25 protein-coding genes are annotated in these 26,111 nt (G+C 63.7%); 17 read left to right on the top strand and 8 right to left on the bottom strand.

Annotated elements, in window-relative coordinates:
• The first annotated feature begins 24 nt into the window (after positions 1-24).
• The 4 genes from leuS (at position 25) to J3454_RS11475 (ending at position 5,621) form a co-directional block, all read left to right on the top strand.
• Complete coding sequence (gene leuS, locus J3454_RS11490; protein ID WP_349513884.1) at positions 25-2,547, top strand: leucine--tRNA ligase; 2,523 nt, start codon at positions 25-27, stop codon at positions 2,545-2,547.
• A complete protein-coding gene (gene lptE, locus J3454_RS11485) occupies positions 2,547-3,047 on the top strand; it encodes an LPS assembly lipoprotein LptE (RefSeq protein ID WP_349513883.1) in 501 nt (166 codons plus the stop codon). The genes leuS and lptE overlap by 1 nt, the downstream gene beginning before the upstream one ends.
• Entirely contained in the window at positions 3,044-4,108 is a 1,065-nt protein-coding gene (locus tag J3454_RS11480; RefSeq protein WP_349513882.1) for a DNA polymerase III subunit delta, read from the top strand. The genes lptE and J3454_RS11480 overlap by 4 nt, the downstream gene beginning before the upstream one ends.
• 109 nt (positions 4,109-4,217) lie before the next feature.
• A complete protein-coding gene (locus tag J3454_RS11475) occupies positions 4,218-5,621 on the top strand; it encodes a sugar transferase (protein WP_349513881.1) in 1,404 nt (467 codons plus the stop codon).
• Positions 5,622-5,681: 60 nt separating this feature from the next.
• Here J3454_RS11475 and J3454_RS11470 read toward each other — a convergent pair whose 3' ends face one another.
• From J3454_RS11470 to J3454_RS11460, 3 genes are read right to left on the bottom strand one after another with little or no spacing between them, the layout of a single operon-like run.
• Entirely contained in the window at positions 5,682-6,227 is a 546-nt protein-coding gene (locus tag J3454_RS11470) for an LptA/OstA family protein (RefSeq protein ID WP_349513880.1), read from the bottom strand.
• A 29-nt stretch (positions 6,228-6,256) separates the two neighbouring features.
• Positions 6,257-6,925: an LPS export ABC transporter periplasmic protein LptC gene (gene lptC, locus J3454_RS11465; RefSeq protein WP_349513879.1), complete on the bottom strand. Its 669-nt coding sequence runs from the start codon at positions 6,923-6,925 to the stop codon at positions 6,257-6,259.
• Between the two features lie 13 nt (positions 6,926-6,938).
• Positions 6,939-7,559, bottom strand: coding sequence for a ribonuclease D (locus tag J3454_RS11460; protein ID WP_349513878.1), 621 nt, complete (start codon positions 7,557-7,559; stop codon positions 6,939-6,941).
• An 81-nt stretch (positions 7,560-7,640) separates the two neighbouring features.
• On the opposite strand from J3454_RS11460, the gene ung reads away from it, so the two are divergent.
• Together ung and J3454_RS11450 are read left to right on the top strand one after the other, a co-directional pair.
• Positions 7,641-8,327, top strand: coding sequence for a uracil-DNA glycosylase (gene ung, locus J3454_RS11455; RefSeq protein ID WP_349513877.1), 687 nt, complete (start codon positions 7,641-7,643; stop codon positions 8,325-8,327).
• A 109-nt stretch (positions 8,328-8,436) separates the two neighbouring features.
• Positions 8,437-9,516 (top strand): CNNM domain-containing protein, encoded by a 1,080-nt coding sequence (locus J3454_RS11450; RefSeq protein WP_349513876.1) that lies wholly within the window; start codon positions 8,437-8,439, stop codon positions 9,514-9,516.
• Here the strand turns inward: J3454_RS11450 and J3454_RS11445 are convergent.
• A complete protein-coding gene (locus J3454_RS11445) occupies positions 9,494-10,702 on the bottom strand; it encodes a phospholipase D-like domain-containing protein (protein WP_349513875.1) in 1,209 nt (402 codons plus the stop codon). The two genes, J3454_RS11450 and J3454_RS11445, sit on opposite strands and share 23 nt — an antisense overlap.
• A gap of 108 nt (positions 10,703-10,810) precedes the next feature.
• On the opposite strand from J3454_RS11445, the gene rpoZ reads away from it, so the two are divergent.
• The 3 genes from rpoZ to J3454_RS11430 all read left to right on the top strand — a co-directional run bounded on the left by rpoZ (position 10,811) and on the right by J3454_RS11430 (position 13,226).
• Positions 10,811-11,155, top strand: a complete 345-nt coding sequence (rpoZ, locus tag J3454_RS11440) for a DNA-directed RNA polymerase subunit omega (protein WP_349513874.1) — start codon at positions 10,811-10,813, stop codon at positions 11,153-11,155.
• 197 nt (positions 11,156-11,352) lie between these two features.
• Positions 11,353-12,084: a ParA family protein gene (locus J3454_RS11435; RefSeq protein WP_349513873.1), complete on the top strand. Its 732-nt coding sequence runs from the start codon at positions 11,353-11,355 to the stop codon at positions 12,082-12,084.
• Between the two features lie 86 nt (positions 12,085-12,170).
• Positions 12,171-13,226: a DUF3667 domain-containing protein gene (locus J3454_RS11430; RefSeq protein WP_349513872.1), complete on the top strand. Its 1,056-nt coding sequence runs from the start codon at positions 12,171-12,173 to the stop codon at positions 13,224-13,226.
• 89 nt (positions 13,227-13,315) lie between these two features.
• On the opposite strand, the gene ftsH is transcribed toward J3454_RS11430, so the two are convergent.
• Both ftsH and J3454_RS11420 read right to left on the bottom strand, forming a co-directional pair.
• Entirely contained in the window at positions 13,316-15,283 is a 1,968-nt protein-coding gene (gene ftsH / locus J3454_RS11425) for an ATP-dependent zinc metalloprotease FtsH (protein ID WP_349513871.1), read from the bottom strand.
• A 105-nt stretch (positions 15,284-15,388) separates the two neighbouring features.
• Complete coding sequence (locus J3454_RS11420; protein ID WP_349513870.1) at positions 15,389-16,000, bottom strand: TetR/AcrR family transcriptional regulator; 612 nt, start codon at positions 15,998-16,000, stop codon at positions 15,389-15,391.
• Between the two features lie 156 nt (positions 16,001-16,156).
• Between J3454_RS11420 and J3454_RS11415 the strand changes: the two genes are divergently transcribed.
• From J3454_RS11415 to J3454_RS11400, 4 genes are all read left to right on the top strand, one after another.
• Entirely contained in the window at positions 16,157-17,293 is a 1,137-nt protein-coding gene (locus tag J3454_RS11415) for an ABC transporter permease (RefSeq protein WP_349513869.1), read from the top strand.
• An 11-nt stretch (positions 17,294-17,304) separates the two neighbouring features.
• Entirely contained in the window at positions 17,305-18,036 is a 732-nt protein-coding gene (locus J3454_RS11410; protein WP_349513868.1) for an ABC transporter ATP-binding protein, read from the top strand.
• Between the two features lie 63 nt (positions 18,037-18,099).
• Positions 18,100-19,083 (top strand): efflux RND transporter periplasmic adaptor subunit, encoded by a 984-nt coding sequence (locus tag J3454_RS11405; RefSeq protein WP_349513867.1) that lies wholly within the window; start codon positions 18,100-18,102, stop codon positions 19,081-19,083.
• A 4-nt stretch (positions 19,084-19,087) separates the two neighbouring features.
• Positions 19,088-20,533, top strand: coding sequence for an efflux transporter outer membrane subunit (locus tag J3454_RS11400; protein ID WP_349513866.1), 1,446 nt, complete (start codon positions 19,088-19,090; stop codon positions 20,531-20,533).
• Here J3454_RS11400 and J3454_RS11395 read toward each other — a convergent pair.
• Both J3454_RS11395 and J3454_RS11390 read right to left on the bottom strand, forming a co-directional pair.
• Positions 20,507-20,956, bottom strand: a complete 450-nt coding sequence (locus tag J3454_RS11395; RefSeq protein ID WP_349513865.1) for a MaoC family dehydratase — start codon at positions 20,954-20,956, stop codon at positions 20,507-20,509. The two genes, J3454_RS11400 and J3454_RS11395, sit on opposite strands and share 27 nt — an antisense overlap.
• Positions 20,956-22,038, bottom strand: coding sequence for a CaiB/BaiF CoA transferase family protein (locus J3454_RS11390; RefSeq protein WP_349513864.1), 1,083 nt, complete (start codon positions 22,036-22,038; stop codon positions 20,956-20,958). The genes J3454_RS11395 and J3454_RS11390 overlap by 1 nt, the downstream gene beginning before the upstream one ends.
• 168 nt (positions 22,039-22,206) lie before the next feature.
• Between J3454_RS11390 and cysD the strand changes: the two genes are divergently transcribed.
• From cysD to J3454_RS11370, 4 genes are read left to right on the top strand one after another with little or no spacing between them, the layout of a single operon-like run.
• Entirely contained in the window at positions 22,207-23,109 is a 903-nt protein-coding gene (cysD, locus tag J3454_RS11385; RefSeq protein WP_502878586.1) for a sulfate adenylyltransferase subunit CysD, read from the top strand.
• Positions 23,109-25,022 carry a sulfate adenylyltransferase subunit CysN gene (gene cysN, locus J3454_RS11380; RefSeq protein ID WP_349513862.1) on the top strand — a complete coding sequence of 638 codons (1,914 nt, stop codon included), beginning with the start codon at positions 23,109-23,111 and terminating at the stop codon, positions 25,020-25,022. The genes cysD and cysN overlap by 1 nt, the downstream gene beginning before the upstream one ends.
• A gap of 22 nt (positions 25,023-25,044) precedes the next feature.
• Complete coding sequence (locus J3454_RS11375; protein WP_349513861.1) at positions 25,045-25,311, top strand: DUF2061 domain-containing protein; 267 nt, start codon at positions 25,045-25,047, stop codon at positions 25,309-25,311.
• A complete protein-coding gene (locus J3454_RS11370) occupies positions 25,308-26,054 on the top strand; it encodes a 3'(2'),5'-bisphosphate nucleotidase CysQ (protein WP_349513860.1) in 747 nt (248 codons plus the stop codon). The genes J3454_RS11375 and J3454_RS11370 overlap by 4 nt, the downstream gene beginning before the upstream one ends.
• Positions 26,055-26,111 lie beyond the last annotated feature (57 nt).

The raw sequence follows: 26,111 nt of genomic DNA, 5'->3' as shown, positions 1-26,111 counted from the left end.
TGCCCCACCGACGGAAAACCGTTCATGACCGACACCCGTTTCGACCCTGCCGTCGCCGATGAACGCTGGCAGCGCGCCTGGGCCGAGGCGGGCACGTTCACCGCCGATTCGAACAGTTCAAAGCCGAAAAGCTACATCCTTGAGATGTTCCCCTATCCCTCGGGGCGCATCCACATGGGCCACGTGCGCAATTACACGATGGGCGACGTGCTGGCGCGCTATCAGCGGATGCAGGGGTTTGAAGTGCTGCACCCGATGGGGTGGGACGCCTTCGGGATGCCGGCGGAAAACGCGGCGATGGAAAAGGGCGTCCATCCCGGCGGCTGGACCCGTCAGAACATCGCACAGATGAAGGCGCAGTTGCAGCGCATCGGCTTCGCGCTGGATTGGACCCGCGAATTCGCCACCTGCGATCCCGAATATTACGGGCACGAACAGGCGCTGTTCCTCGACATGTTTGCGGCGGGCCTCGTCTATCGCAAGGAATCGACCGTCAACTGGGATCCGGTCGACATGACCGTGCTCGCAAACGAGCAGGTGATCGACGGCAAGGGCTGGCGCAGCGGCGCCGAGGTTGAAAAGCGCAAATTGAACCAGTGGTTCCTGAAGATCACCGACTTCGCCGATGATCTGCTGGAAGGGCTGGGGAAGCTGGAAGACTGGCCCGAGAAGGTTCGTCTGATGCAGGAAAACTGGATCGGTAAGTCGCAGGGGCTCGAGTTCAGCTTTGACCTTTCCGACGGCGGAAATCTGCCGGTTTACACCACCCGCCCGGACACGATTTTTGGCGCGAGTTTCTGCGCGATTGCTGCCGATCACCCGATTGCCCAAGGGCTGGCGGGCGATCCCGAGGTCGCCGCCTTCATCGAACAGTGCAAGCGCGGCGGGACCAAGGCGGCAGAGGTCGAAACGGCGGAGAAGCTGGGGTATCGCACCGCGATCACCGCGCGCCACCCCTTCACCGGTGAGCCGCTGCCCCTGTTCATCGCCAACTTCGTGCTCATGGAATATGGCACTGGTGCGGTGATGGGCGTGCCGGGGCATGACCAGCGCGATTTCGAATTCGCCACCAAGTACGATTTGCCGATCATGCGCGTGGTCGCGACCGATCCGGCCAAGGCAGACGCACCCTTCGCGGGCGAGGCCGAGGCAGGCGACGGGGTGATCGTCAACTCCGGTTTCCTTGATGGCATGAGCGTTGAGGACGCCAAGCAGGCGGTCATCACCCGCGCCGAGGCTGGCGGCTGGGGCGAGGGTCGCACCGTATGGCGGCTGCGCGATTGGGGCGTGTCTCGGCAGCGCTATTGGGGCACGCCGATTCCGTTCATCCATTGCGATGCTTGCGGCGTTGTGCCGGTACCCAAGGACCAGCTGCCCGTCACCCTGCCCGAGGATGTCAGCTTCGACATTCCCGGCAACCCGCTCGAACGCCACCCGACGTGGAAGCACGTCGATTGCCCGCAATGCGGCAAGGCGGCGCGGCGCGAGACCGATACGCTCGATACCTTCACCAACTCCTCATGGTATTTCCTGCGCTTCGCCAGCCAGCCGGAAGACCGCCCCTTTGACCCGGAAGAGGTCGCCAAGTGGATGCCGGTGCAGCACTATATCGGCGGGATCGAGCATGCGATTTTGCACCTGCTCTACGCGCGGTTCTGGACGCGGGCGCTCGCACACATGGGCCAGATCGCGGTGCAGGAGCCCTTCGCCGCGCTATTCACGCAGGGGATGGTGACGCACGAGACCTACAGCCGCACCGATCCGGTGCGCGGCGCGCCGGTGTTCTTTGCGCCCGAAGAAGTCGATCGTTCGTCTGACGGGGCAATCCTGCTGACCGATGCCGCCCCGGTGGACGTGGGCCGCGTCATCAAGATGTCGAAGTCAAAGAAGAACGTTGTCGATCCGGACGCGATCATTGCTCGTCACGGCGCGGATGCGGTGCGGTGGTTCATGCTGTCGGATTCGCCGCCCGAACGCGATCTGCCGTGGTCGGACGCCGGGATCGAAGGCTGCGCGCGCTTCGTCCAGCGGCTGTGGCGCTTGTTCGCGGCCCATGACGCGGGCGCGCAAGGCGAGGACAAAAGCCTCGAGCGCAAGACCCACCAGACCATCGCCTCCGTTGCGTCGGACATCGAGGCGTTGGGCTTCAACAAGGCCGTGGCGCGCATTTACGAGCTGACCGGCGCAACCGAAAAGGCCGCGCCGTCGGCGAGCCGCAGCGCCGCCATCCGCGCGCTCGTCCACCTCGCCGCGCCGATGATGCCGCATCTGGCCGAAGAGGCCTGGTCGAAGATGGGCAACACTGCGTTGATGGCCGACGCCCCGTGGCCCGATGTCGATCCCGCGCTGCTGGTCGATGACGAGGTTACCATCGCACTGCAACACATGGGCAAGCTGCGCGACACCGTGACCGCGCCCAAGGGAGCGTCGAAGGACACGTTGGAAGCACTGGCGCTGGCTTCGGCCAACCTGCAACGCTCGGTCGATGGCGCGGCGATCCGCAAGGTTATTGTCGTGCCCGACCGTTTGGTGAATATCGTCACCTGATGCGCGCCATTCTCGCCCTCCTCGCCTGTCTCGCGCTGCCCGCCTGCGGGTTGTCGCCGATGTATGCGGGCGGCGGCGATGCGGCGGTGGCGCAGGGGCTGGCGGCGGTCGAGGTGCCTGCGATCCCCGGACGGGGCGGCTGGCTTGTGCGCAATGCCCTGCAGGACCGCCTCGGCATCGCCGGAGACGCGCCTACGGCCTACCGGCTCGATGTGCGGCTCGACGATACGCTCGAAGCGCTGGGCGTGCTCAACGACGATACCATCAGCCGCGAGCGCCGCATCCTGCGGGCGCGCTACCAATTGGTCGATGCCGCGACCGGCGCGATCCTGCTCGACGCCACCGCCGGTTCGGATGCCGGCATCGACGTGGTCAGCAGCGAATACGCGACCATTGCAGCCGAGCAGAAGGCATTGGAAAACCTTGCGCGCGCAGTGGCCGAACAGATGGCGACGCAAGTTTCGCTCGCACTGCGGGCGCGCGGCGCTCCGCCGCAATGAAGGCCAGGAACAGCGATTTCGTCCGCGGCCTGCCCACCGGGATTGAACGGCTGGCAATGTTCTTCTTTTGCGGCCCCGATGAAGCCGGAGCAAGCGCCGCAGCCGACCGGTTGGCCGCTGCCCTGCCCAATGCAGGTGACCGGGTCGAATTGTCCGGCGCCGAACTGAAACGCGACCCCGCGCTGCTCGGCGACGAGGCGCGCTCCACCTCGCTGTTCGGCGGCAAGCGGCATATCCATGTGCGCGCCAGCGGCGACGAGGCGCATGATGCCTTGCAGGTCCTGATCGAGACCAGCGAGGCTGGGGCGGGCGCCGCCGCGCCGGTGATCGTGGTCGCCACCTCCGCCACTGACAAATCGCGCACCGCCAAACTGCTGGAAAAGCGCAAGGATGCGCTGGTAGCGATGTTCTACCAACCCGATCTTGGCACCGTCGCCAGCGCGGTGCGCGCGATGGCGGATGCGGCGGGCCTGCGGCTCGGCGGCGATCTGGCCGAACGCATCGCCCGCGGCGCCGGGCTGGACGTGCGGCTGGCGCAGTCGGAAGTCACCAAGCTCGCGCTCTATTGCGATGCAGACCCGCAATCGCCCAAATCAGCCACCATCGAAGATCACGCCGCCATCGGTGCCGCAACGGAAGAGGACGGGTTTGCCCCGCTGGTCAACGCAGTGCTTGGCGGAGAACTGGGCCGGGTGAGCGGCGAGATCAGGCGAATGCGCGAACTCGGGCTCAATCCGGTGGGTCTGGCGCTGGCGCTGGAACGGCGGACGGCACAACTGGCGCAGATCGTCGCCTATATCGGCCCGCGCGGTTCATTTGACCGGCTGGACAAGGGCGAGCAGGCGCGGCTCGGCATCTTCTTCAAGGAGGCGCGCGAAATCCGGCAGCAATTCGACCGGTGGCGCCAGCCTGCCCAGCGCGGTACGCCCGAAACGCGGCTGGACCGGCTGATCCCGCGGCTCACCGAGTTGCACCGGACATTGCTAGCCAACAGTCAGGCCGCCGAGCTGCTATTGGCGCAGGAACTGGCGGAAATGGCGCGCTTCGCCGCCAAGCGATAGCAAAACGTGACAGGCCGCATTTCGCAGTCGCACAATTGTCCCTTTTCCCTGTAAGGATTCATACCTATGGAGTGGCTCTTAAGGGCCGCGCCTTTGGGGGAAGGTTTGAATGAATCGGGTAACGCCGAAACTTCTGGAATCGGTCAGGCATACCGCTGTCGAAAGCAAAGTCGCGCCATCGCTGGAGCGGCGGCGGCTGCGTACCTACGCTCTGATCCTTTTGGCCGACGGCGCTCTGTTCAATCTCGCTTTCGCGCTCGCCAGTTTGGTGTGGGAAGATCGCTGGGCCGAACCGCGCGCCATGCTTGCCGCACAGGCAATGCTGCCAGCGTTCTACACGATAGCGCTATATAATGGCTCCTACGGGCTGAAAGCCCTGTCCGACTGGTTGTTCGCCGCCCGCCAAGCGCTGGTTGCGCTGGTGATTTCAGCCGGCCTTATCAACTTCCTTGCGTTCTATACCAAGTCGAACGAGGATTTCTCACGTGCGGCGGTGACGCTGGGGCTGATTTTCACCGCGCTCCTGCTGGTGCTGCTGCGGCGTGCCATCACCGGCTTCATCGATTGGCGCTGGAATGGGCGGATCGCGAACCGTCTGGTGATCGACGATGGTGGATCAGACTTCGCTTACCCCGATGCGGTCACGATCTCGGCAAGGGAATTGGGCCTCGATCCCGGAAGCCACGACCCCTTCATGCTCGACAGGCTGGGCAAGCTGCTCCGCAATCAGGATCACGTCGTCGTCAGCTGCCCGCGCGAACGGCGTGAGGAATGGGCCTTGCTGCTCAAATCGGCAGGGATTTATGGCGAGATCGTCAGCGAACCGGCCCACAGCCTCGGCGCGATCGGCGTTCATCGCTATGACGTGCTGGATCGCACCACGCTGGTCGTTTCAACCGGACCACTGCGGCTGCGCTCGCGCATCATCAAGCGCCTGTTCGACATCGCCACCGCGCTGGCGGGGCTACTGGCATTGTCACCGCTGCTGATCGCGGTGGCCATCGCCATCAAGCTGGAAGATCGCGGCCCGGTGCTGTTCGTGCAGCGCCGTCTGGGCCGCGGCAACCAGTTCTTCGACATGTTCAAGTTCCGATCCATGCGCGAGGAAAAGCTCGACCGGAACGGGGACAGATCGACCGCCCGCGATGATGACAGGATCACCCGCGTCGGCGCGTTCATCCGTCGCACCAGCATCGACGAACTCCCGCAGCTCATCAACGTGCTGACGGGCGACATGTCGATCGTCGGCCCGCGTCCGCATGCCATCGGCAGTCAGGCGAACAAGAAGTTCTTCTGGGAGGTCGATCGCAAATACTGGCAGCGCCACTGTCTCAAGCCGGGCCTGACCGGCCTTGCGCAGGTGCGCGGCCATCGCGGTGCGACCGAGGTCGAAAAGGACCTTACCGACCGGCTCCAGTCCGATCTCGAATATATCGCCAAATGGTCGCTGTTGCGGGATATCAAGATCGTACTGAAGACCGTAATGGTGCTAAAGCACAATAACGCATACTAGCCACCTGCGCGACGAGCCGTGTTTGGCGCCGAAGCTCCGGAGATCCGATCGACTGCCCGCCTAGGGCTCGTCCTCATCCCGCTGGGGCACGGTAAAGGAACCCGTAACCCGGCCATCCGCCGGAGCGCCGGGGACGGTGCCGGCGGCGCTGCCATCCACGCTCGACAGCCCCGTCTGCAGATCGATCACGAGCCGGCCGCCATTCAGCGTGTCGCCGCCCCGGCGCAGGCGAACATCGCCTGCCATGGTGATGATCCGGCGGTTGAAATCGTAGATAGCATTATTGCCGGTAGCGCGCTCGTCGCCGCGGTCGATGGTTACCCCGCCGGTGGCAGTAATGCGCTGGATCTCGAGCTCGCCAGAATCGGTGAAATTGACCAGCATCCGGTCAGATCGAATAGTGAGATCGGCTTGAGAAACTGTCACTCCGCCGCTGAGGATCACCCGGTTGGCGCGGTCGTCGAGCACGATCCGTTCCGCATCATAGGTCACCGGTGCGCGCGAATTGTGGCCTGCGATGCTCTGGGCCTGCGCTGTCATGCCGCCCACAAACGCGGCGGCCAAGGCAACGCCGCCCAGCCCCCAGACAAGGGCAAGACGGTTCATTGCGCGACGACAGGGAGCGGACTGGTGCATCACGGCATCCTCAACTGGCCGGGGACCATGGTCAGGCGGGCATTGCCCTCCAACGTGATAGTACGCGCGCCCAAATCGGCGCGCATGGTGTCAGCAGAAAAGGTACCAGCCGGTATTTCGCCCGAAACGCCGTCATCGCCGCGCACTTCCCGCGCCTTGAGATCGACTCCAACTCCGCGCGCGACCATGGAATAGCCATCGCTTGCGGTGAGTTGCACCGGACCGTTCACCGCCACGGTTTCTTCGTCGATATCGTAGACCCCGCCCTCGGCGCTCAGCCGCGCCGGACCTTCCGTCAGCATCATCTGCGCGACCAGATCCTGCATCCGCACCAGCCCTTCGATGGTGGAACGCTGCACCGCCTCACCCGCCATCAGCGAGAACGGGCGGCCGCTATCGTCACGTCCACGATACATCGCATTGTCGACGCTCAGCCGTTCGTCGATCAGCGCGACCTTGTTGCGATCGAGCAAGAAACTTACCTCCCCGCGGGGAGAAAGCGGGGTGATGATCATTAGCGCCGCGACTAGCCCGACACCCATCGGCAGCGCACGCGCAAGAAAGCCCACCAGCCGGTCGTGCGATCCGCCCGGCGCAGCGAAATGCTGGCGGCGACTGCGCAGGTCGCGGGCCTCGCTGGTTTCGATCCGGGTATGGCTGATCACCATGGCGCGCCTGCCGTCATGCGTGGGCGAAGATATCGGCTTCGGGCCAGCCAGCCAGATCGAGCAGCGCGCGGGCCGGCAGGAAATCAAAGCATGCCTGCGCCAATTGCATCCGCCCTTCGCGTTCGAGCCGCACCGTCAGTTCATCCCGCAGCCGGTGGAGATAGCGCACGTCGCTGGCGGCGTATTCACGCTGCGCGTCGGACAGCACCGGCCCGCCCCAGTCGCTCGACTGCTGCTGCTTGGACAGGCTTTCCCCCAGCAGTTCCTCGACCAGATTCTTCAGCCCGTGGCGATCGGTATAGGTGCGGATCAGGCGGCTGGCGATCTTGGTGCAGAACACCGGCCCTGCCGTCACGCCGAGATAGTGGTGCAGCGCGGCCAGATCGAAGCGGGCGAAATGATAAAGCTTCACCCGCGAAGCATCGCCCAGCACCGCCTTGAGATTGGGCGCATCATAGCTGCTGCCGGGGCCGAAGCGCACCAGATGTTCATCACCCGACCCGTCGGACAATTGCACAACGCACAGCCGGTCGCGCGGGGTGACGAGCCCCATGGTCTCGGTATCCACCGCAATCGCGCCGCTCCCGGCGAGCACGCCGGGGGGCAGGTCTTCCTCGTGAAAATGCACAGCCATGGCTCACGCCCTACGCCGATTGGGGAAAGAGGGAAAGGGCAGAGTGGCGTCCTTGCCGCCGCGAGGTGTAGCTGTGACCCCATGACAGCCGAGACCATCCCCGATAGCTGGCGCGCAGCGCTCGAACCCGCACTCGCCACGCCCGAGGCGCGCAGGCTGGGCGGCTGGCTCAAGGCGGAAGAAGACGCGGGCAAGGCGATCTACCCCCCGCGCGGCACACGTCTCGCCGCCCTCGCCCTGACCCCGCTGGAAGCGGTGCGCTGCGTCATCCTCGGACAGGATCCCTACCACGGGCGGGACCAGGCGCATGGCCTCGCCTTTTCGGTGCAGGACGGGGTGCGGCCGCCGCCTTCGCTGGTGAATATCTACAAGGAGCTGGAAAGCGATTGCGGCCTGCCGCGTGCCGCAACCGGCGATTTGACCCCATGGGCGCGGCAGGGCGTGCTGCTGCTCAACAACACGCTGACAGTCGAAGCCGGGCTGGCAGGCAGCCATGCCGGGCGCGGATGGGACGCGATCACCGATGCCTGCGTGGCCGCCGTCGCATCGCGCGAGGAGCCGACGGTGTTCATCCTGTGGGGCAGCCATGCGAAAAAGAAGGCCAGCCGCATCCCCGCGCTGGGTCGCAGCGAAGGTCATCTGGTGCTGACCTCTCCCCATCCCAGCCCTCTGTCGGCGCATAACGGCTTCTTCGGATCGCGCCCGTTCAGCCAGACCAACGCCTTCCTCGAGAGCCAGGGGCGCGGCACGATCGACTGGCAGGTGTGACGCCCCGCGCCCGAAACGCGACGAACCGTTTGCGCTTCGCGTGGGCAACACCTCGCAACCACGCAACACTAGTGACTTGGGCAGGCCGCCTCGCCTAGTGTGGGTCGGAATGACCCTGCTGATATTCTATGTCGCGCTGGCGCTAGTCGTCTCTTTCCTGTGTTCGCTGCTCGAAGCGTCGCTGCTGACGATCACGCCGTCGAACATCCGTTCGGCCGAGGATCGGGGGGCGCGCTGGGCCGTGAAGATGCGGCATCTCAAGGACGATGTCGAACGCCCGCTGGCGGCGATCCTGACGCTCAACACCGTCGCGCACACGATGGGAGCGGCGGGTGCTGGTGCGCAATATGCCGCGATCTACGGCGCGGGCGGCGAAGCGGTGTTTGCCGGTGCGCTGACCCTGGCCGTGCTGGTAATCACCGAAATCATCCCCAAGACGATCGGCGCTCGCTACGCTGGAGGGCTGGCCCCGTTCACCGCATGGCTGCTGCCGATCCTGATCACGGCGCTCGCGCCGCTGGTCTGGGCGTCGCGCCAGATCACCCGCGTGATCACTTTCGGCAAGCCCGCCGAATTGCCGCGCCACCGCGAGGAATTGATGGCGATTGCAAGTCTGGGCCAGGCATCGGGCCAACTTCAGCAGGATGAAGTGCGGTTCGTGCGCAACATGCTGCAGCTCCATGCGATCAAGGCATCCGACATCATGACGCCGCGCACGGTGGTCTTTAGCCTGCCGCTCGACACGCCGCTCGACGAGTTCGCGAATCGTATCAAGGGCTTGCCCTATACCCGCGTGCCGGTGCTCGATCCCCGTTCGGACAATATCCGCGGCTTTGTCATCAAGCACGAAGTGCTGGGCGCAATGGCCGGGGACGACGACGGGAACGATGCTGCCGGTGGTATCGCCGGGCTGGTGCGTGCGTTGCCGGGCGTGCTGGACGAAGTGCCGGTGGATCGCCTGTTTCGCAGGATGATTTCCGAGCAGCACCAAATCCTTGCCGTGATGGATGAATTCGGCACCTTTCTTGGTCTGGTGACCCTTGAAGACGTACTGGAGACGATCTTCGGTTTTGAAATCGTCGACGAGCTCGATGAAGTTCCCGACCTGCAGGCCTTCGCCCGCGAACTGGCGCGGCGGCGCGCATCGGGCGCTGGACGGGTCGCGCCTAGCGGGCAGAAAAGCGACTGACGCGGTAATCGGCCAGCGCCAGCATATAACTCAGCCGCCACCGCAACCGGGTCAGGAAAGTCGCCTCGCGCACATACCAGTGCGGGGTGATCGCCTGACTGCCGTTTTCGAGATGGTCGATCAGTTCGCGCAGGCGCGCGGCCAATTCCGCATCCTCGATCCGCACCATCAGTTCCACGTTAATGCGGAAGGATCGCTTGTCGAGATTAGCGCTGCCGAAATAGCTCGCATCATCCACCACAAGCAGTTTCATGTGCAGTTTGCAGGGGCCGAATTCGAAGATCTTCGCGCCCGCCGCCAGCAGCTGCTTATACAGCAACCGCGCGACATCGATGGCCGCGCCAATATCGGACTTGCCCGCCATGATCATCCGCACCTGCCCGCGCCGGGCGACCTTGGCGAATTGGCGGCGGAAACTGCGCGGCGGGGAGTAATAGGCCGAAACCGTATCGAGCCGCTTGGCCGAAACCAGATCTTTTCGAAGTTGCCTCGCCCAGTGCCCGCGCCGCACGAGTGGGCCACCGACCAGCAGGCGCACCGGGCCGCCATTTCCATCAACCCCGCCGTCCCAATTCTTGACGATGTCGCGCAGCTTGCGCAGCTTGCCGATGCGTCCATGGTCCTCCCCGTCGACCCATTGGCTGACCAGCGCGAACCATTCGACGAACTTAGCCACCACCGGGCCTTCGATCACAACCGACAGATCACACCAGCCGTTGTCGGAGGGTGGTGCAAAATAATGATCCGAAATGTTGGCGCCGCCGGTCATCACCCTTGTTTCATCGGCAATCGCGATCTTCTGATGGTTGCGCACCAGATAGCGCGTGCTCCAGCGCGAAGAAAACACCGCGAAACTGCCGCCCGCCTCGACCAGCGGATCGAAAAAGTCACGGCCTGCATCATTGCCGAAATCATCGACGATCAGACGCACCGCCACCCCGCGCCGCGCCGCCATGATCAATGCATCGCGCACGCGATTGCCGACGCTGTCGTCATCGAACAGGTAGTAGAACAGATCGAGGCGTTGCTCCGCAGTATCGATCAGGTCGATCAGGGCTTCCATGCGATCTTCGCCGTGCGGCAGGAATTTGAAGTCGTGACCTTGCGCGGTGACCCGAAACGGCTTCGCATCGCTGTAATTCTCGTACATGCGGGCCGGGGCCGCATCGGGGCTCTGATCGTTCATGACAGCAACATAGAACAAAAGCGGGCCCGCCGCATTATCTTGACTTGCAGCCTGCGCATCCCTAGCTGAGCATCCTTCCCGATCATTGCGAATCCAAAAGGGCCGCCCATGGCACGCGTTACCGTTGAAGATTGCGTCGACAAGGTTCCCAACCGCTTCGACCTCGTCCTGCTCGCCGCTCAGCGCGCGCGGGAGATTTCCGGCGGCAGCGAACTGACCATCGATCGCGATCGCGACAAGAATCCGGTCGTGGCGCTGCGCGAAATCGCCGAACAGACGGTACGCCCTCGCGACCTGCACGAATCGGTGGTCGTCAGCCTGCAGAAAATCCTGCCGGATGATGAGGACGAAGCGGATGAAATCGGCTCGCTCAGCCAGTCGGCCGAAGCTCTGCGGATCACCGCCTCGGCCCCTGCTCGCACCACCTCGCTCGGCAGCGATTACGACGGGTAGTCCGGGCAAATCAGGGGTTCGTGCGCGTTCTGTCTTTGATGCTCGACTGAAGCGAAGCCGATTTTCGCTGAATTCGGTCCGCATCTCCGCCGATTTGACTGCTTCTTGACCGTGTTCCGGCGGTGCTTGCCATTGCGATGTGGCGCGCTATCGCTTGTTGCTGTAATCAAACAGTAACATGGGAGCGGTCCTGCAGCATGGCATCGATTGCGGTCTACAGCGTCAAGGGCGGAGTGGGAAAGACGACCCTCGCGGTCAATCTGGCCTGGTGCGCAGCGAGCATTTCGCGGCGCAAGACCCTGCTGTGGGATCTCGATGCGGCCAATGGCTCAGGCTTTCTGCTTGGAATCGATCCGAAGAAAAAGCGCAGCGCGGATAGCGTGTTCGCCGATGGTGTCGATCCGCTTAAGCTGATCCAGCCGACCGGCCACGCCAATCTCGACCTGCTGCCTGCGGACGAGAGCATCCGCACGCTGGGCCGCCAACTCGACCGGTTGGGCAAGAAGAAACGACTCGCCAAACTGGCTGAGGCGCTGGCCCGCAATTACGACCGGATTATCTTTGATTGTCCGCCTGTTCTCAACGAGTTGAGTGGGCAAGTCATGCGCGCCGCCGATCTTGTGATCGTCCCCTTGCCCCCCTCCCCACTCTCCGCCCGCGCCTTCGACGTGGTGGTCGAGGAAGTGCGCGGCAGCGGCAAAGGCCATCCGCCGATCTTGCCTGTATTATCGATGATCGACCTGCGCCGCACACTCCACCGCGAAGCGCGCGAGGCCAATCCCAAATGGCCCGCAATCCCGCTGGCGAGCGCGATCGAGCAATGCGCGGTCGAGAGGAAGCCCGTAGGTGCCTTCGCCCCGCGTGCCCCCGCCGCACGCGCCATTGCCCAGCTCTGGACTGCGATCGAGCGCAAACTCGCCGCCCGCTGAAAGCCCGCGCGCGCATAAGCTACTGGCCTCCTTCCGGCTTTGCCGTCATAGTCGCGGACCGGATGCAGGCTAAAAAGGCGCGGGGCATGAACGGTTTGGGCGAAGGGATCGGCGCAGCAATCGAAGGCGCGCTGTACAGCCGCGCAGTCGAACCAGTGCACGGAACCCAGGCTACACACACGGCACCGGCTCCCTCGCAATGCGCCAATTGCGGTGCGATGGTGAGCGGGCATTACTGCGCGCAATGCGGTCAGAAGGCGGATGTCCACCGCAGCCTTGCAGCGATCGGCCACGATATCATGCACGGCGTGCTGCACCTTGACGGCAAGCTTTGGCACACACTGCCGTTGCTCGCCTTCAAGCCCGGCAAGCTGACCCGCCGCTACATCGAAGGCGAGCGCGCGAAGTTCGTCAGCCCGATGGCGATGTTCCTGTTCAGCGTGTTCGCGATGTTCGCGGTTTTTCAGGCGGTCGGCCTCTCCGCACCTACCGAGATGCCCACCGGTATGCTCGGCACAGGCGAAAACAGTGCCTTTCAGAGCAATATCCGCGAACAGATCACCCAACTCGAACGGGAGCGTGATAGTCTGGCCAAGACGGACCCACGCCTGGCCGAGATCGACAGCGAGTTGACCGGACTCAACATGCTGCTCGGCAACAGCCCCGTGGAGGTCGGCGGGGCCGGCTCGGTGAAATTCAACGTCACCGGAATCGACTGGCTCGACGATGGCATCATCGAAAAGTGGAAGAGGAACCCGGGCCTGATGCTCTACAAGATGCAGGCCAATGGCTACAAGTTCAGCTGGCTGCTGATCCCGTTATCGATCCCGTTCGTATGGCTGCTGTTCGCGTGGCGGCGCGAATTCAAGGCCTATGATCACGCGGTGTTCGTGACCTATTCGCTCAGCTTCATGTCCCTACTGTTCATCGCCATGTCGCTGCTCAGCACGGTTCGCGATGGCGCCGGCTGGGCGGCAGTTCTGTTCGCGATTGCCGCCCCGCTGCATGTCTACAAGCAATTGCGTTACGGCTACGGCCTGACGCGGTTCTCGGCTTTCTGGCGGTTTTGCGTGCTGTTCGTATGCATCATGATCGTGACAGTGCTGTTCCTGCAATCGCTATTGGTGCTGGGCGCCTTCTAAGATCGGCGCGATAGCAGGTGCCAAAGCAAAGGGCGCCCGGATTACTCCGGACGCCCCTTCTGGTGATGTGGTGAAGTGGTTTGCGAGGATCAGGCGCCCTGCGGTGCCTCGTCGCTTCCGGTTTCCTTGGACCCGCCGAAACGCTTGCCGGCCTTCGGAATGGCCGAGCCCCGCACCGGCGTCGGTAACGGGCCGCGCGGCGCATCCGGACGATCGACCTTGCCGTTTTCGAGCAGCTGGCGAATGTCCTCCCCGGTCAGCGTTTCATATTCCAGCATGGCTTGCGCCAGCAGGTGCAACTGATCCTCATGCGTTTTGAGGATGTCAGTCGCCCGCTTGTGCGCGCCTTCGACCAGTGCCTTGATCTCGGCATCGATCAGCTTGTTGGTCTCGTCCGAAGCCATGGTGCGCATGGTCTGGCCCATACCGAGATAGCCATCCTGGCTCGATTCGTACTGCAGCGGGCCGAGCTTTTCGGACATGCCCCAGCGGGTCACCATGTTGCGCGCCAGATCGGTCGCATACTGAATGTCGGACGATGCGCCCGAACTGACCTTGTTGTGACCGAAGATGATTTCTTCCGCCACACGTCCGCCCATGCTGACCGACAGGTTCGCGTGCATCTTGTCGCGGTGGTAGGAATAGCTGTCCCGCTCAGGCAGACGCATCACCATGCCCAGCGCGCGGCCGCGCGGAATAATCGTCGCCTTGTGGATCGGGTCGGACGCTTCTTCGTGGACCGAGACGATCGCATGGCCGGCCTCGTGATAGGCGGTCATCTTCTTTTCGTCGTCGGTCATCACCATGCTGCGGCGTTCCGCGCCCATCATAACCTTGTCCTTGGCGTCCTCGAACTCCTGCATCGCCACCAGCCGCTTGTTACGGCGCGCGGCGAGCAAGGCGGCTTCGTTGACAAGGTTGGCCAGATCCGCGCCCGAGAAGCCGGGCGTGCCACGGGCGATCACGCGCGGGTTCACGTCAGGCGCCAGCGGCACCTTCTTCATGTGCACGCCGAGGATCTTCTCGCGTCCGTCGATATCGGGGATCGGCACCACGACCTGGCGATCGAAGCGGCCCGGACGCAGCAGCGCCGGATCGAGCACGTCGGGGCGGTTGGTGGCGGCGATGATGATGATGCCTTCGTTGGCCTCGAACCCGTCCATCTCGACCAGCAGCTGGTTCAGCGTCTGCTCGCGTTCGTCGTTCGAATTGCCCAAGCCATTGCCGCGCGAACGGCCCACAGCATCGATTTCGTCGATGAAGACGATGCATGGCGCGTTCTTCTTGGCCTGTTCGAACATGTCACGCACGCGGCTCGCGCCGACGCCGACGAACATCTCGACGAAATCCGAACCCGAGATCGTGAAGAACGGCACGCCCGCCTCACCCGCAATTGCACGGGCGAGCAGGGTCTTGCCGGTGCCCGGCGAGCCGACCAGCAGCGCGCCCTTGGGAATCTGTCCGCCGAGCTTGGAGAAACGCTGAGGATCGCGCAGGAACTCAACGATTTCCTGCAGTTCCTCGCGCGCTTCGTCGATCCCGGCGACATCGTCGAAGGTGACTTTGCCCGATCGTTCAGTCAGTAGCTTGGCCTTGGATTTGCCGAATCCCATCGCACCGCCGTTGCCGCCCTTCTGCATCTGGCGAAGCGCGAAGAAAGCGATACCGAGGATCAGCAGGAACGGGAGCGAATTGAGCAGGATGAACAGCAGAACACTTTGCTGTTCGCGCTGCCTGCCGGTGAACTGAACACCATTCTGTTCCATCAGCTGGGTGATTTCGGTGTCATTGGGCACCGGGACGGTCGAGAACGTCTCTCCGTTCTTGAGCGTGCCAGTGATGAGTTCCGCGCCCATCTGCACGTCCTGCACCTCACCCTCGGCCACGGCTTCACGGAAGTCCGAATAGCGGATCGAGGTGCCCGGGTTCTGCCCGGCATTGCTGAACAGGGTGACCACCAGGAGCAGCGCAAGGAAGATTCCGCCCCAAATCATCAATTGTCTGATCCACGGGTTGGGACCATCGCCCTGCGGCTGCGGATCGTTCTGCTCGCTCATCGGCTGGATTCCTTTCGTGCCCCATAATGTAGGACTGCCTGAGTGAATGGCAAGATAATGCCGGCCCGGGCCAATGATGCTAATTTTCGAACAGGGTGATGCGCATTATCGATGCGGCACCGGTTCGTCGGGCACGCCATAGGCCGCGAGAAACACGTCGACCGCACCGGCGATCCGGCGCATCCTTTCATCCTGCGTGACCTCTCCACCGAAGCGGCGTTCGAGATCGCCCATACCCTTGCACAGCGAAACGAATTGTTCGGCGGCGAGTTCGGCATCCCCGATCATCAGATCACCGGCAGCGGCTGCGTGCTGGAGGTACGCGGCAAATCCGTTCTTCATCCGGCGCGGCCCGGCGTCGAGAAAAGCTACGCCGATGGCCGGTTCATGTTCGGTCTCGGCAGCAATGCGCCGTTCGAACTGGATCATTTCGGGGCGGAACAGGAAAGCGAAGATCGCCTCTCCGATGGCAGTCAGTCGTTCGCGGATCGTGCCCGCAGGCATCGATTCCAGCGAGAAGTGCCCGCGCATCTTTTCGCATTCGCATTCCACTGCGGCGGCAAACAGCGCACGTTTTTCGCCGAAATGGTTGTAGATCGTGACCTTTGATACCCCGGCCTCGGCAGCAACCTGCTCAATCGAGGTCGCGGCGTAGCCATGATGCATGAAGAGGTGCGCCGCGGTATCGACAATCGCCTGCCGCTTAACCGCGTCCAAGGGGCGACCTGCACGGCGCGGGCCGGATAACACTGATTTCCCCGATGAATCGCGGATTGACAAGGTGAACGACTCCGTTCATTTAAACGATACCGTTCAAGAATGCGCTGATTCGTCAGCTCACGCAACCCTGCCCGCTTGCAAAAGGTCTCCCGCGTGCTTTGGATCGCCATCAGAATGCTCACTGGCGATGCCCAGAAGTTCTACGGGCTATTGTTCGGAATCGCGTTTTCCACCTTGCTCATCACCCAGCAGCTGACGATTTTCGTCAACCTTGTCGAACGCGGGGCAAGCGGCGTTTACAATGCGCCCGAGGCCGAGGTGTGGGTGATGGACCCGGTCAGCCGCACCACCGATGTCAGCTATGCGATGCCATCGACCGCCCTCGACAAGGTGCGTTCGGTCGAAGGGGTGGAATGGGCCGTTCCGCACCTGCGCGCCCAGGCCAATGTGCGCACCAAGGAAGGCGATCTCGAGGGCGTGTCGGTGATCGGAGTCGATGATGCGACGCTGATCGGTTTGCCCGCGCGGATGGCCGAGGGCGATAAATCGGTGTTGTTCGGCCCGAATTCGGTCGCGGTCGACGATACCGGGGCGCTGCGGTTCTTTCCGCCCGGGATCAGCCCGGTCGGTGAACGGCTGGAACTTAACGATCAACGCGCGGTGATCCGCGGCATTGCCGATGCCATCCCCAGCTTCACCAGCACGGTGGTGCTCTACACCCGCTATTCCAACGCCCTCAATTTCGTTCCTGGCACGCGCAACCGGCTTAGCTTCGTTCTGGTCGGAGTGAGCGATGGACAGGCCCCGCACGAGGTCGCTGCGCGAATCGAACGCGAAACCGGCCTCAAAGCGAGAACCCGCAATCAGTTCGCGCGGGCGGGTGTTGACTTCATCATCGAGAACACCGGCATCCCTACCAATTTCGGCATAACCGTGGTCCTCGGGTTCGTAGTCGGGGTCGCCATCGTGGGCCTGACCTTCAGCCTGTTCATCCGCGACAACATCAAGCAGTTCGGCGCGCTAAAGGCGATCGGTGTCACCAATGGCAAGATCATGCGCATGGTGGCGGCACAAGCCGGACTGGTCGGACTGATCGGTTATGCGCTGGGGGTAATCGGGACGGTCGCATTCATCAGCGCCTTTTCCAGCAATCCCTTCTTCAAGGGGTTCTACATCCCTTGGCAGATTCCGCTTATGAGCCTCGTAGCGGTGGTGATCATCCTCGCCATCACCGGCCTGCTCGCGATCCGCAGCGTGCTGAAAACCGAACCGGCGGCAGTGTTCCGGTGAGCGAGGCCGCCATGATCAACGCCAAAACCGCCCCGTGCGACGCCGAAGCCGCAATCTGCGCACGCGGTATCATCCGCGAATTCGAAGCCGGGCAGACCACCATCCGCGTGCTCCACGGGATCGATACCGACATCCGATCGGGAGAGTTGACCTATGTCGTGGGCGAAAGCGGATCGGGCAAAACCACGCTGATCTCGATCATGTGCGGCATCCTGTGGCCGACGCAGGGCGAGGTGAAGGTGTTCGGCACCGATATCTACAAGCTCAGCGATACCGAACTGGTCAACTTCCGGCTCGACAATATCGGATTCATTTTCCAGCAGTACAATCTCATCCCGTCGATCGATGCCGCCGCCAATGCCGCAGTTCCGCTGATCGCCAAGGGCATGCCGGTTGCCGAGGCGAGAGAACGGGCCAAGGTGCTGCTGGAAAAGCTCAACATCCTCGATCAGGCCGATAAGCTGCCGCGCCAGCTTTCGGGCGGGCAACAACAGCGCGTGGCGATCGCCCGCGCATTGGTGCACGAGCCGCGGCTGGTGGTGTGCGACGAACCGACTGCCGCGCTCGACGCCCGGTCGGGCCGCCGCGTGATGGACCTGCTACGCGAAGTTGCGGTCGCTCCCGACCGCGCCTGCATCATCGTTACCCACGACAACCGTATCTTCGACCTCGCCGACCGGATCATCGTGCTGGAAGACGGGCGCGTCACCCATGACGGGAAGGACATGCCCGATGATCACTGATGCTGTCTCACTCTCCCTATCCCTTTAATCTCTGAACCCGCTGAGGACATCATGCTGCGCCCAATGCTTAGCAAATTGAGCTTTGCCCGCCAGATCCTGCCGATTGTGGCGCTGATCGGTGTGGCCTTTGCAGCCTATCTGATATTTTTCGATCTGCCTGACCGTTCGACCACCCAGCCTGTCGAACAGCCGCCCAAGGCCGTTGGTGCGCTCGCCAACGCCCCGCGCGTGGCCGGGGCGGGCATCGTCGAGCCCGCGAGCGAGTTGATCGACATCGGCTCGGCGTTATCGGGCCTCGTTACCGATGTGCGGGTCAAGCCGGGAGACAAGGTCGCGCAAGGCGAGGTGCTGTTCCTCGTCGATGCGCGCGCCGCCCGGGCCGCCCTTGCGCAGTCCGATGCCGCGATCAGTGAGGCGCGGGCTGCCATCGGTGAGGCTGTGGCGGCCCAGCGCACCGCCCGCCAGCAGCTCGACCTCTATCGCAGCCTGACCGATCCCGCCGCCGTCAGCCGGGCCGAAGTGATCCGCGCCGAGGGCGAGGAAGCCGCGGCCACCAGCCGCCTCGGCCTTGCCCGCGCACGTCTTGCCGCAGCACAGGCTGCTACCGCCGCAGCGCGCACCGAGATCGATCGCCTGACCGTGCGCGCTCCGATTGCCGGAGAAATCCTGGCGGTCAACATCCGCCCCGGAGAATTCGTTGCGACACAAGGCGGCGGCAACAGCCAACCCTTCATCCAGATGGGCCAGACCGATCCGCTTCACGTGCGCATCGACATCGACGAAAACGAAGCCGCCCGGGTCAAGCTCGGCGCGCCAGCAGTCGTCAGCCCGCGCGGAGCGGCCGAACTCCATGTCAACGCCGTCTTCGTGCGCGCCGAGCCGCAGGTGGTGCCCAAGCGCTCGCTCACCAACAGCGCCGCCGAGCGCGTCGATGTGCGGGTGCTCCAACTGATCTACGCCCTGCCCGAAAGTGAAGATTTCCGTGTCGGCCAGCAGGTCGATGCCTTCATTCCGGCGCGGGACACGGCGGCTGACGAAGGGAACTGAGGCGATGCGCGTAGCCCCTCCCCGCTTCCGCCCGCTGGCCGTGGCAATGCTGTTGCCACTGGGATTGACGGGCTGCGTCATGCAGCCCGCGCCCGAGATCGCCACGCCTGCGCCGAATCTTCCGGCAGCCTTTTTCTTCGCGCCCGACAGCAGCACAGGGGCCAGTCTTGCCGCGCTCATGCCGGTGAACGACCCCGCCTACCGCTCGCTGTCCGAAACGGCGATGGCCGATGCGCCAAGCCTTGCCGAAGCCGCCGCCCGGATCGAGGCAGCGCAGGCGGGAGCCCGCCGCGCCGGGGCCGAGCGCCTGCCCAACGTAACCGCCGACGCCGGCGTCACCCGCAATCGCATCAACCCTGCACAGTTCGGGCAGGCGGGGCAGCAGGGCTTCATCCCGCGCGAACAGACCTCCTATGGCGCCAATATCGTGGCGAGCTGGGATCCAGACATCTTCGGCCGGCTGAAGGCGCAGGAACGGGCCGCGCTCGCCCGGATCGATGCCGTCAATGCGCAGGCGCAGGGAATCCGGCTGGCGCTACTGGCCGAGATCGCCGCGAGTGTAACAGATTGGCGGACGCTCGATGCACGCGCGGTCGAGATCAATACCGACGTGGCCGCAGCGCAAGCGCTGGCAAGGCTGGCAAAGGTGCGCGAGGATGCGGGCATCGCCCCGGGTTTCGATCGGGTGCGGGCCGAAGCAACCGCCAGTTCATCGCAGGTGCGGCTTGCCGCTCTCGAAAGCGAACGGGCGCGCCTGATCGGGCGGATGGTGACACTGACCGGGCAGAATGCGGCGACTATTCGCGCCGCACTGGCTGCACCAGTGTCATCGCTGATGCTTGCCGATGCGCCCGCTGCGCTGCCTTCGGAACTGCTCGCCAACCGTCCTGACGTCGCCGCCGCCGCGGCCAACCTCGCCGCCAGCGATGCCGAACTCGCCGCCGCCGCGCGCGCGCGCTTCCCGCGGATAACCCTGTCCGGCGTGATCGGTCTGCTGGCGTTCGACCCCGAGGACTTTTTCAACGATTCGATCGTCGGCACGCTGACCGCCGGGATCGCCGGGCCGCTGCTCGACTTCGGGCGGGTGGGCGCCGGGATCGACGCTGCCGCCGCCGACAAACGCGCTGCCTTCGCCGCTTATCGCGGGGCCGTGTTTCAGGCGCTGGGCGATGCGGAGGCCGCCTATGGCGTGGTCGCTGCCGCCGATACCGAAGCGCGGTTGGCGGTCGACGAACACGGCCAACTGACCAGAGCCGCGAGCCTCGCTGACACCCGTTTCCGCGCGGGGCTGGCGAGCTTCCTCGAAGTGCTTGAAGCCCGCCGCGCCGCCGATGCGAGCGGCGAGCGCGCTGCCGCGGCACTGGGCCGTGCGAGCCGCGCACGCATCCTGCTATGGCAGGCTCTGGGCGGGGATGCCGATGCTTCAGGCGCGCCGGTGGAGCAAGGCTGACCGCTCGCACCGGCACACCACCTCGCCGCGCTGATTCCACATCTCGTGGACGAAGGTGACGATCCCGGCATCCGGGCGCGACTTGCTGGCGCGGAGTTCCTTGATCTCGGTCACCGCGCGCAGGGTGTCGCCGATGAACACCGGGTTGGGGGTCACGACATTGTTGAACCCGAGGTTGGCCACCAGCGTGCCCAACGTGGTGTCGCCGACTGAAAGACCGACCAGCAGCGAAAAGGTGAAGGTCGAATTCACGAGGATTTGTCCGAACCCGCTGGCCTTGGCCGCCTCGACATCGAGGTGCAGGGGCTGCGGATTATGGGTCATGGTCGAGAATAGCAGATTGTCGGTCTCGGTCACGGTGCGGCGGATCTCGTGCTCGATCCGGTCACCCACCTGCCATTCGTCGAAGAACTTGCCGGCCATCAGGCGCCAGCCTTCCAGCGCGTGATCACATCGGCGCCGTCGTCCGCGCTGGATCGCACTGCGCCCGGCGTGCGGCTGAACCGCGGCGCGGGCGCGGTATGCCATTCGCCGTCATGTTCGACATAGGCGCCGCGCGCTTTCATGTGCGGATGGTTACGGGCCTCGTCCAGATCGAGCACCGGGGCGAAACAGGCGTCCGATCCTTCGAGTAGGTCGCACCATTCGGCTTGCGTTTTCGTCGCGAACAATGCCGTTAGCTGGTCCGTGTACTCACCCCAATTGGCCGTGTTCATCTGCCCCTGCGCCAAATCCGCCCGGGCGCCCGCCTTGGCTAGCAGCTCGGCATAGAACTGCGGTTCGATCGCCCCCACAGAAATCTCCTTGCCATCGGCGCAGGTGAAGCAGCGATAGAAATGCGCCGCGCCGCTCAGCATTCCCTGGCCGCGTTCGGATGTCATGAAGGGGCTGCCGCGCATTCCGAAAAAGAAGCTCATCAGGCTGGTCGTACCGTCGACGATTGCGGCGTCGACCACCTGCCCCTTGCCCGATCGTTCGCGTTCATACAGCGCCGCCATGATTCCGAAGGCGCAATACATCGATCCGCCGCCGAAATCGCCGACAAGGTTCTGCGGCGGGGTCGCCGTCTCACCCGACTTGCCGATGGCCGACAGCGCGCCGGTTATGGCGATATAATTGATGTCGTGTCCGGCGGCAGCACTGAGCGTACCGTCCTGTCCCCAGCCGGTCATTCGGGCATAGACGAGGCGCGGATTGAGGCGGAGCAGTTCCTCGGGACCCAGCCCCAGCCGCTCCATCACGCCGGGTCGGAAACCCTCGATCAGCACATCGGCTTTAGCTACCGCTTCGCGGCACAATGCACGGCCTTGGTCGCTTTTCAGATCGACCGCCAGTCTGTGGCGTGCGCGCTCCACCACCGGATTCGAAACCTGCGTGCCGGGCCGCTCGACCCGCACCACCTCGGCACCGAGATCGGCGAGCAGCATCGCGACATGTGGCCCCGGCCCAATCCCGCTGAATTCGATGACCCGGAGGCCGGAAAGCGGCCCTGATGGCTGGTTCATACATCTCTCCCTTTCGGCGCGTCTCTGGCGTGTCGCATGGCGCAGAGCAAGCCTCGTCATTGGCCTCGACCCTGCTCGCAGGCCGACTGAGCCCGCTTCAAGCCCGGCCATGCGACCGCAAAGGCAAAATTGCTTGTGGCGCGCGTCGCAGCGTATAGTTGCACTCGCATGCGCAATCTGACCCATCTTGAGCGGCTCGAAGCCGAGAGCATCCATATTTTCCGCGAAGTCGTGGCCGAGGCGGAAAACCCGGTGATGCTCTATTCGGTCGGCAAAGACTCCTCGGTCATGTTGCATCTGGCGCGCAAGGCATTCTACCCCGCGCCCCCGCCCTTCCCGATGCTGCATGTCGCAAGCGGGTGGGACTTTCAGGATTTGCTGACGCACCGCGACCGTACGGTTCAGGAATATGGCCTGCGGCTGATCATTGCCGAAAACGAAGAGGCAGAGGCGCAGGGGATCAACCCGTTCGACACTGGCAGCGCGCTCTATTCGCAGGCGCAGCTGACCGACCCCTTGAAACGTGCATTGACGGCGCACGGGTTCGATGCGGCCTTCGGCGGCGGTAGGCGCGACGAGGAAAAGGCGCGCGCGAAGGAGCGCATATTCAGCTTTCGCACCGCAGCGCACCGCTGGGACCCGAAGAACCAGCGCCCGGAGCTGTGGAACCTTTACAACGCGAAGAAAACCAAGGGCGAGAGCATTCGCGTCTTCCCGATCTCCAACTGGACCGAGTTGGATATCTGGCAGTACATCGCACTGGAAAATATCGACATCGTTCCGCTCTATTTCTCGAAGCCGCGCCCGACGGTGGAACGCGACGGGATGATCCTTGTGGTTGATGACGACCGCTTCCGCCTGGAACCGGGCGAGGAGCCGGAGACTCGCTCCGTCCGTTTTCGCACGCTCGGCTGCTACCCACTGACCGGCGCGACGCTAAGCGATGCGGCCGACATGAACACGATCATTCAGGAAATGCTGCTCGCGACCAGTTCCGAGCGGCAGGGGCGCGCGATCGACAAGGGACAGTCCGCCTCGATGGAAGACAAGAAGCAGGAGGGGTATTTCTGATGGACACGCCCTCTTCCTTCCAGACCGATGCTCTCATCGCCGAGGATATCGACGCCTACCTGCACGCACACCAGCACAAGAGCCTGCTGCGCTTCATCACCTGCGGCAGCGTGGATGACGGCAAATCGACGCTGATCGGGCGGCTGCTGTATGATTCCAAGATGATCTTCGAAGATCAGCTTGCTGCGCTGGAAAGCGACAGCAAGCGCCATGGCACGCAAGGCGAGGAAATCGACTTCGCGCTGCTGGTCGATGGTCTTGCGGCAGAACGCGAACAGGGAATCACGATCGACGTCGCCTATCGGTTCTTCACGACGGAAAAGCGCAAGTTCATCGTCGCGGACACGCCCGGGCACGAACAATATACCCGCAACATGGTGACCGGCGCCTCGACCGCGGACCTGGCGGTGATCCTGATCGATGCGCGCAAGGGGATGCTGCAGCAGACCAGGCGGCACTCGTGGCTCGTCCACCTGCTCGGCATCCGCCACGTGGTGCTGGCGGTGAACAAGATGGATCTGGTTGGCTATGACCAGTCGATCTTCGAGCGCATCGTCGCCGATTACCGCAGCTTCGCGAAGGACATCGGGATCGAGGATTTCACCGCCATCCCGATCTCCGGCTTCAAGGGCGACAACATCACGACCTCCCCGTCCACGAATACGTCCTGGTATGCCGGCCCTGCACTGATCCAGCATCTGGAGACGGTCGAGGTCGACAATGCCGCCGCGCAAGCTCAACCGTTCCGGATGCCGGTGCAGTGGGTCAACCGCCCCAACCTCGACTTCCGCGGCTTTGCCGGGCTGATCGCCAGCGGCACGGTGCGCGTGGGCGATCCGGTGCGGATCGTGCCGTCGGGCAAGACCAGCACTGTCAAGGCCATCACGACTTTCGATGGCGCGCTTCAGGAAGCCGTCGCCGGTCAATCCGTCACCATCAGCCTGACCGACGAGGTCGATTGCAGCCGCGGCGACGTGATTGCCGCTGCGGGCGATCCGCCGCAGGCCTCCGACCAGTTCTCGGCCACCTTGGTGTGGATGGATGAGGAAGCCTTGAAGCCCGGACGCGGTTACTGGCTCAAGCTCGGTACCCAGACCGTCACCGCTACGGTCCAGCCGCCCAAATACGAGATCGACGTCAACAGCCGCGAGCATCTGGCGGCCAAGACGCTTGAAATGAACGCGATCGGCGTTGCCGAATTCGCGACTGATAAGCCGATCACCTTTGAGCCTTATGCCGACAATCGCCACCTCGGCGGCTTCATTCTGATCGACAAGTTCACCAACGCGACCGTTGCCGCCGGGATGATCGCCTTCAGCCTGCGGCGGGCGGATAACGTTCACTGGCAGCCGACCGCAATCACGCGCGAAGATCACGCAGGCCTGAAGAACCAGACCCCGCGGGTGCTGTGGTTCACCGGCCTGTCGGGCTCGGGCAAGTCGACTATCGCCAACGAGGTCGAAAAGCAGCTCAACCTGATGAACCGTCACACCTTTCTGCTCGACGGCGACAATGTACGGCACGGCCTCAACCGCGATCTCGGCTTTACCGAGGCCGACCGGATCGAGAACATCCGCCGCGTCGGCGAAGTCGCCAAGCTGATGGTGGATGCCGGGCTGATTGTGCTCACCGCCTTCATCAGCCCGTTCCGTGCGGAACGACGCATGGTCCGCGATATGCTGCCCAAAGGCGAATTCATCGAGGTTTTCGTCGACACCCCGCTCGATGTGGCAGAAGCACGCGATGTGAAGGGCCTCTACAAAAAGGCGCGATCGGGCCAGCTCAAGAACTTCACCGGGATCGACAGTCCATATGAAACTCCCGAGAACGCCGAAATCCGCGTCAACACGGTGGACATGACCCCGGAAGAAGCGGCACGCTACATCATCGGCCGGATCCTGCCGCTCAAGTAACCGTCACGAGAGGAATCCGACGATGCTGCTTTTCCGTGGTGCCGAGGCCCACAGCCGGTCGCTGGCCAAGGCATTCAGTTGGCGAATATTGGGCAGCATCGATACGTTCCTGCTGAGCTGGCTGTTCACTCGCTCGGCCAAGGCGGCAGGCGCCATCGCTTTCACTGAAGTGCTGACCAAGATGGTTCTATATTACTTCCATGAACGCGCCTGGAGTTCGGTACGCTGGGGCCTGCGAGCGGGCGAAGCCCCGCCTGCAATCGCGGCAAGGGAGGAAGCGGCGTTATGACCGATGCCGCATTGGCCGCGCGTCTGGCCGAAGGGGCCGGGCGTATCGCTTGCGATCTGAGAGCGCGCGGGGAACATTCGGGTAAAGCTCTGTGCGATGCCGGCGATGCGGCAGCCAACCGCTTTCTATGTGACGCGATCCGTTCGGCACGTCCGGATGACGGGTTGCTGTCCGAGGAAGAGAAGGACAATCACGAACGGCTTTCCAAGCGGCGCGTATGGATTATCGACCCGGTCGACGGGACACGTGAATATGGCGAACAGCGCGCCGACTGGGCGGTGCATGTCGCTCTGTGCGTGGATGGCGTGGCCAGCGTCGGCGCGGTCGCCCTGCCCGGCCTTTATGGAGGGGTCGTCTTGCGTTCGGATGCGCCGCGCCCGCTCTCCGCGATGGCCAATCCCCCTCGCTTTCTCGTCAGCCGCACCCGCCCCGCCGCCGAAGCTCAGGCGGTGGCGGCCGAATTCGGCGGAGAGCTTGTGCCGATGGGCAGCGCCGGCGCCAAGGCCATGGCCGTGGTGCGCGGCGAAGCGGAAATCTATCTCCATTCCGGCGGACAGCACGAATGGGACAGCTGCGCACCGGTCGCCGTGGCGCTGGCCTACGGGCTGCACTGTTCGCGCATCGACGGATCGCCGCTGGTCTACAACCGGGCGGACACCTACATGCCCGATCTGCTGATCTGCCGACCGGAATGGGCTGCGCGGGTGCTGGAAGCGGTTGCCCGCCTCTCCCGCGGCGATTGACAGCACAAGAGGCTTGCTCATAGGCGCTCGCATCGCGATTGTGAGGCGCAGCGAACG

It is taken from the genome of Erythrobacter sp. NFXS35 (genome assembly GCF_040148725.1).
Classification (GTDB): domain Bacteria; phylum Pseudomonadota; class Alphaproteobacteria; order Sphingomonadales; family Sphingomonadaceae; genus Erythrobacter.
Note: the sequence above shows the minus strand (reverse complement) of the source record. Positions and strands in the feature narration are given on the sequence as shown.

Bases quoted from the DNA above. Each gene is read 5' to 3' on its own strand.
- J3454_RS11430 (WP_349513872.1), top strand. From the start codon at position 12,171: ATGAACGGTTTGGGCGAAGGGATCGGCGCAGCAATCGAAGGCGCGCTG.
- J3454_RS11410 (WP_349513868.1), top strand. From the start codon at position 17,305: ATGATCAACGCCAAAACCGCCCCGTGCGACGCCGAAGCCGCAATCTGC.
- J3454_RS11470 (WP_349513880.1), bottom strand. From the start codon at position 6,227: ATGAACCGTCTTGCCCTTGTCTGGGGGCTGGGCGGCGTTGCCTTGGCC.
- J3454_RS11460 (WP_349513878.1), bottom strand. From the start codon at position 7,559: ATGGCTGTGCATTTTCACGAGGAAGACCTGCCCCCCGGCGTGCTCGCC.
- rpoZ (WP_349513874.1), top strand. From the start codon at position 10,811: ATGGCACGCGTTACCGTTGAAGATTGCGTCGACAAGGTTCCCAACCGC.
- J3454_RS11435 (WP_349513873.1), top strand. From the start codon at position 11,353: ATGGCATCGATTGCGGTCTACAGCGTCAAGGGCGGAGTGGGAAAGACG.
- J3454_RS11375 (WP_349513861.1), top strand. From the start codon at position 25,045: ATGCTGCTTTTCCGTGGTGCCGAGGCCCACAGCCGGTCGCTGGCCAAG.
- J3454_RS11395 (WP_349513865.1), bottom strand. From the start codon at position 20,956: ATGGCCGGCAAGTTCTTCGACGAATGGCAGGTGGGTGACCGGATCGAG.
- J3454_RS11450 (WP_349513876.1), top strand. From the start codon at position 8,437: ATGACCCTGCTGATATTCTATGTCGCGCTGGCGCTAGTCGTCTCTTTC.
- J3454_RS11445 (WP_349513875.1), bottom strand. From the start codon at position 10,702: ATGAACGATCAGAGCCCCGATGCGGCCCCGGCCCGCATGTACGAGAAT.
- leuS (WP_349513884.1), top strand. From the start codon at position 25: ATGACCGACACCCGTTTCGACCCTGCCGTCGCCGATGAACGCTGGCAG.
- J3454_RS11475 (WP_349513881.1), top strand. From the start codon at position 4,218: ATGAATCGGGTAACGCCGAAACTTCTGGAATCGGTCAGGCATACCGCT.
- cysN (WP_349513862.1), top strand. From the start codon at position 23,109: ATGGACACGCCCTCTTCCTTCCAGACCGATGCTCTCATCGCCGAGGAT.
- cysD (WP_502878586.1), top strand. From the start codon at position 22,207: ATGCGCAATCTGACCCATCTTGAGCGGCTCGAAGCCGAGAGCATCCAT.
- lptE (WP_349513883.1), top strand. From the start codon at position 2,547: ATGCGCGCCATTCTCGCCCTCCTCGCCTGTCTCGCGCTGCCCGCCTGC.
- lptC (WP_349513879.1), bottom strand. From the start codon at position 6,925: ATGGTGATCAGCCATACCCGGATCGAAACCAGCGAGGCCCGCGACCTG.
- J3454_RS11480 (WP_349513882.1), top strand. From the start codon at position 3,044: ATGAAGGCCAGGAACAGCGATTTCGTCCGCGGCCTGCCCACCGGGATT.
- ung (WP_349513877.1), top strand. From the start codon at position 7,641: ATGACAGCCGAGACCATCCCCGATAGCTGGCGCGCAGCGCTCGAACCC.
- J3454_RS11390 (WP_349513864.1), bottom strand. From the start codon at position 22,038: ATGAACCAGCCATCAGGGCCGCTTTCCGGCCTCCGGGTCATCGAATTC.
- J3454_RS11405 (WP_349513867.1), top strand. From the start codon at position 18,100: ATGCTTAGCAAATTGAGCTTTGCCCGCCAGATCCTGCCGATTGTGGCG.
- J3454_RS11370 (WP_349513860.1), top strand. From the start codon at position 25,308: ATGACCGATGCCGCATTGGCCGCGCGTCTGGCCGAAGGGGCCGGGCGT.
- J3454_RS11400 (WP_349513866.1), top strand. From the start codon at position 19,088: ATGCGCGTAGCCCCTCCCCGCTTCCGCCCGCTGGCCGTGGCAATGCTG.
- ftsH (WP_349513871.1), bottom strand. From the start codon at position 15,283: ATGAGCGAGCAGAACGATCCGCAGCCGCAGGGCGATGGTCCCAACCCG.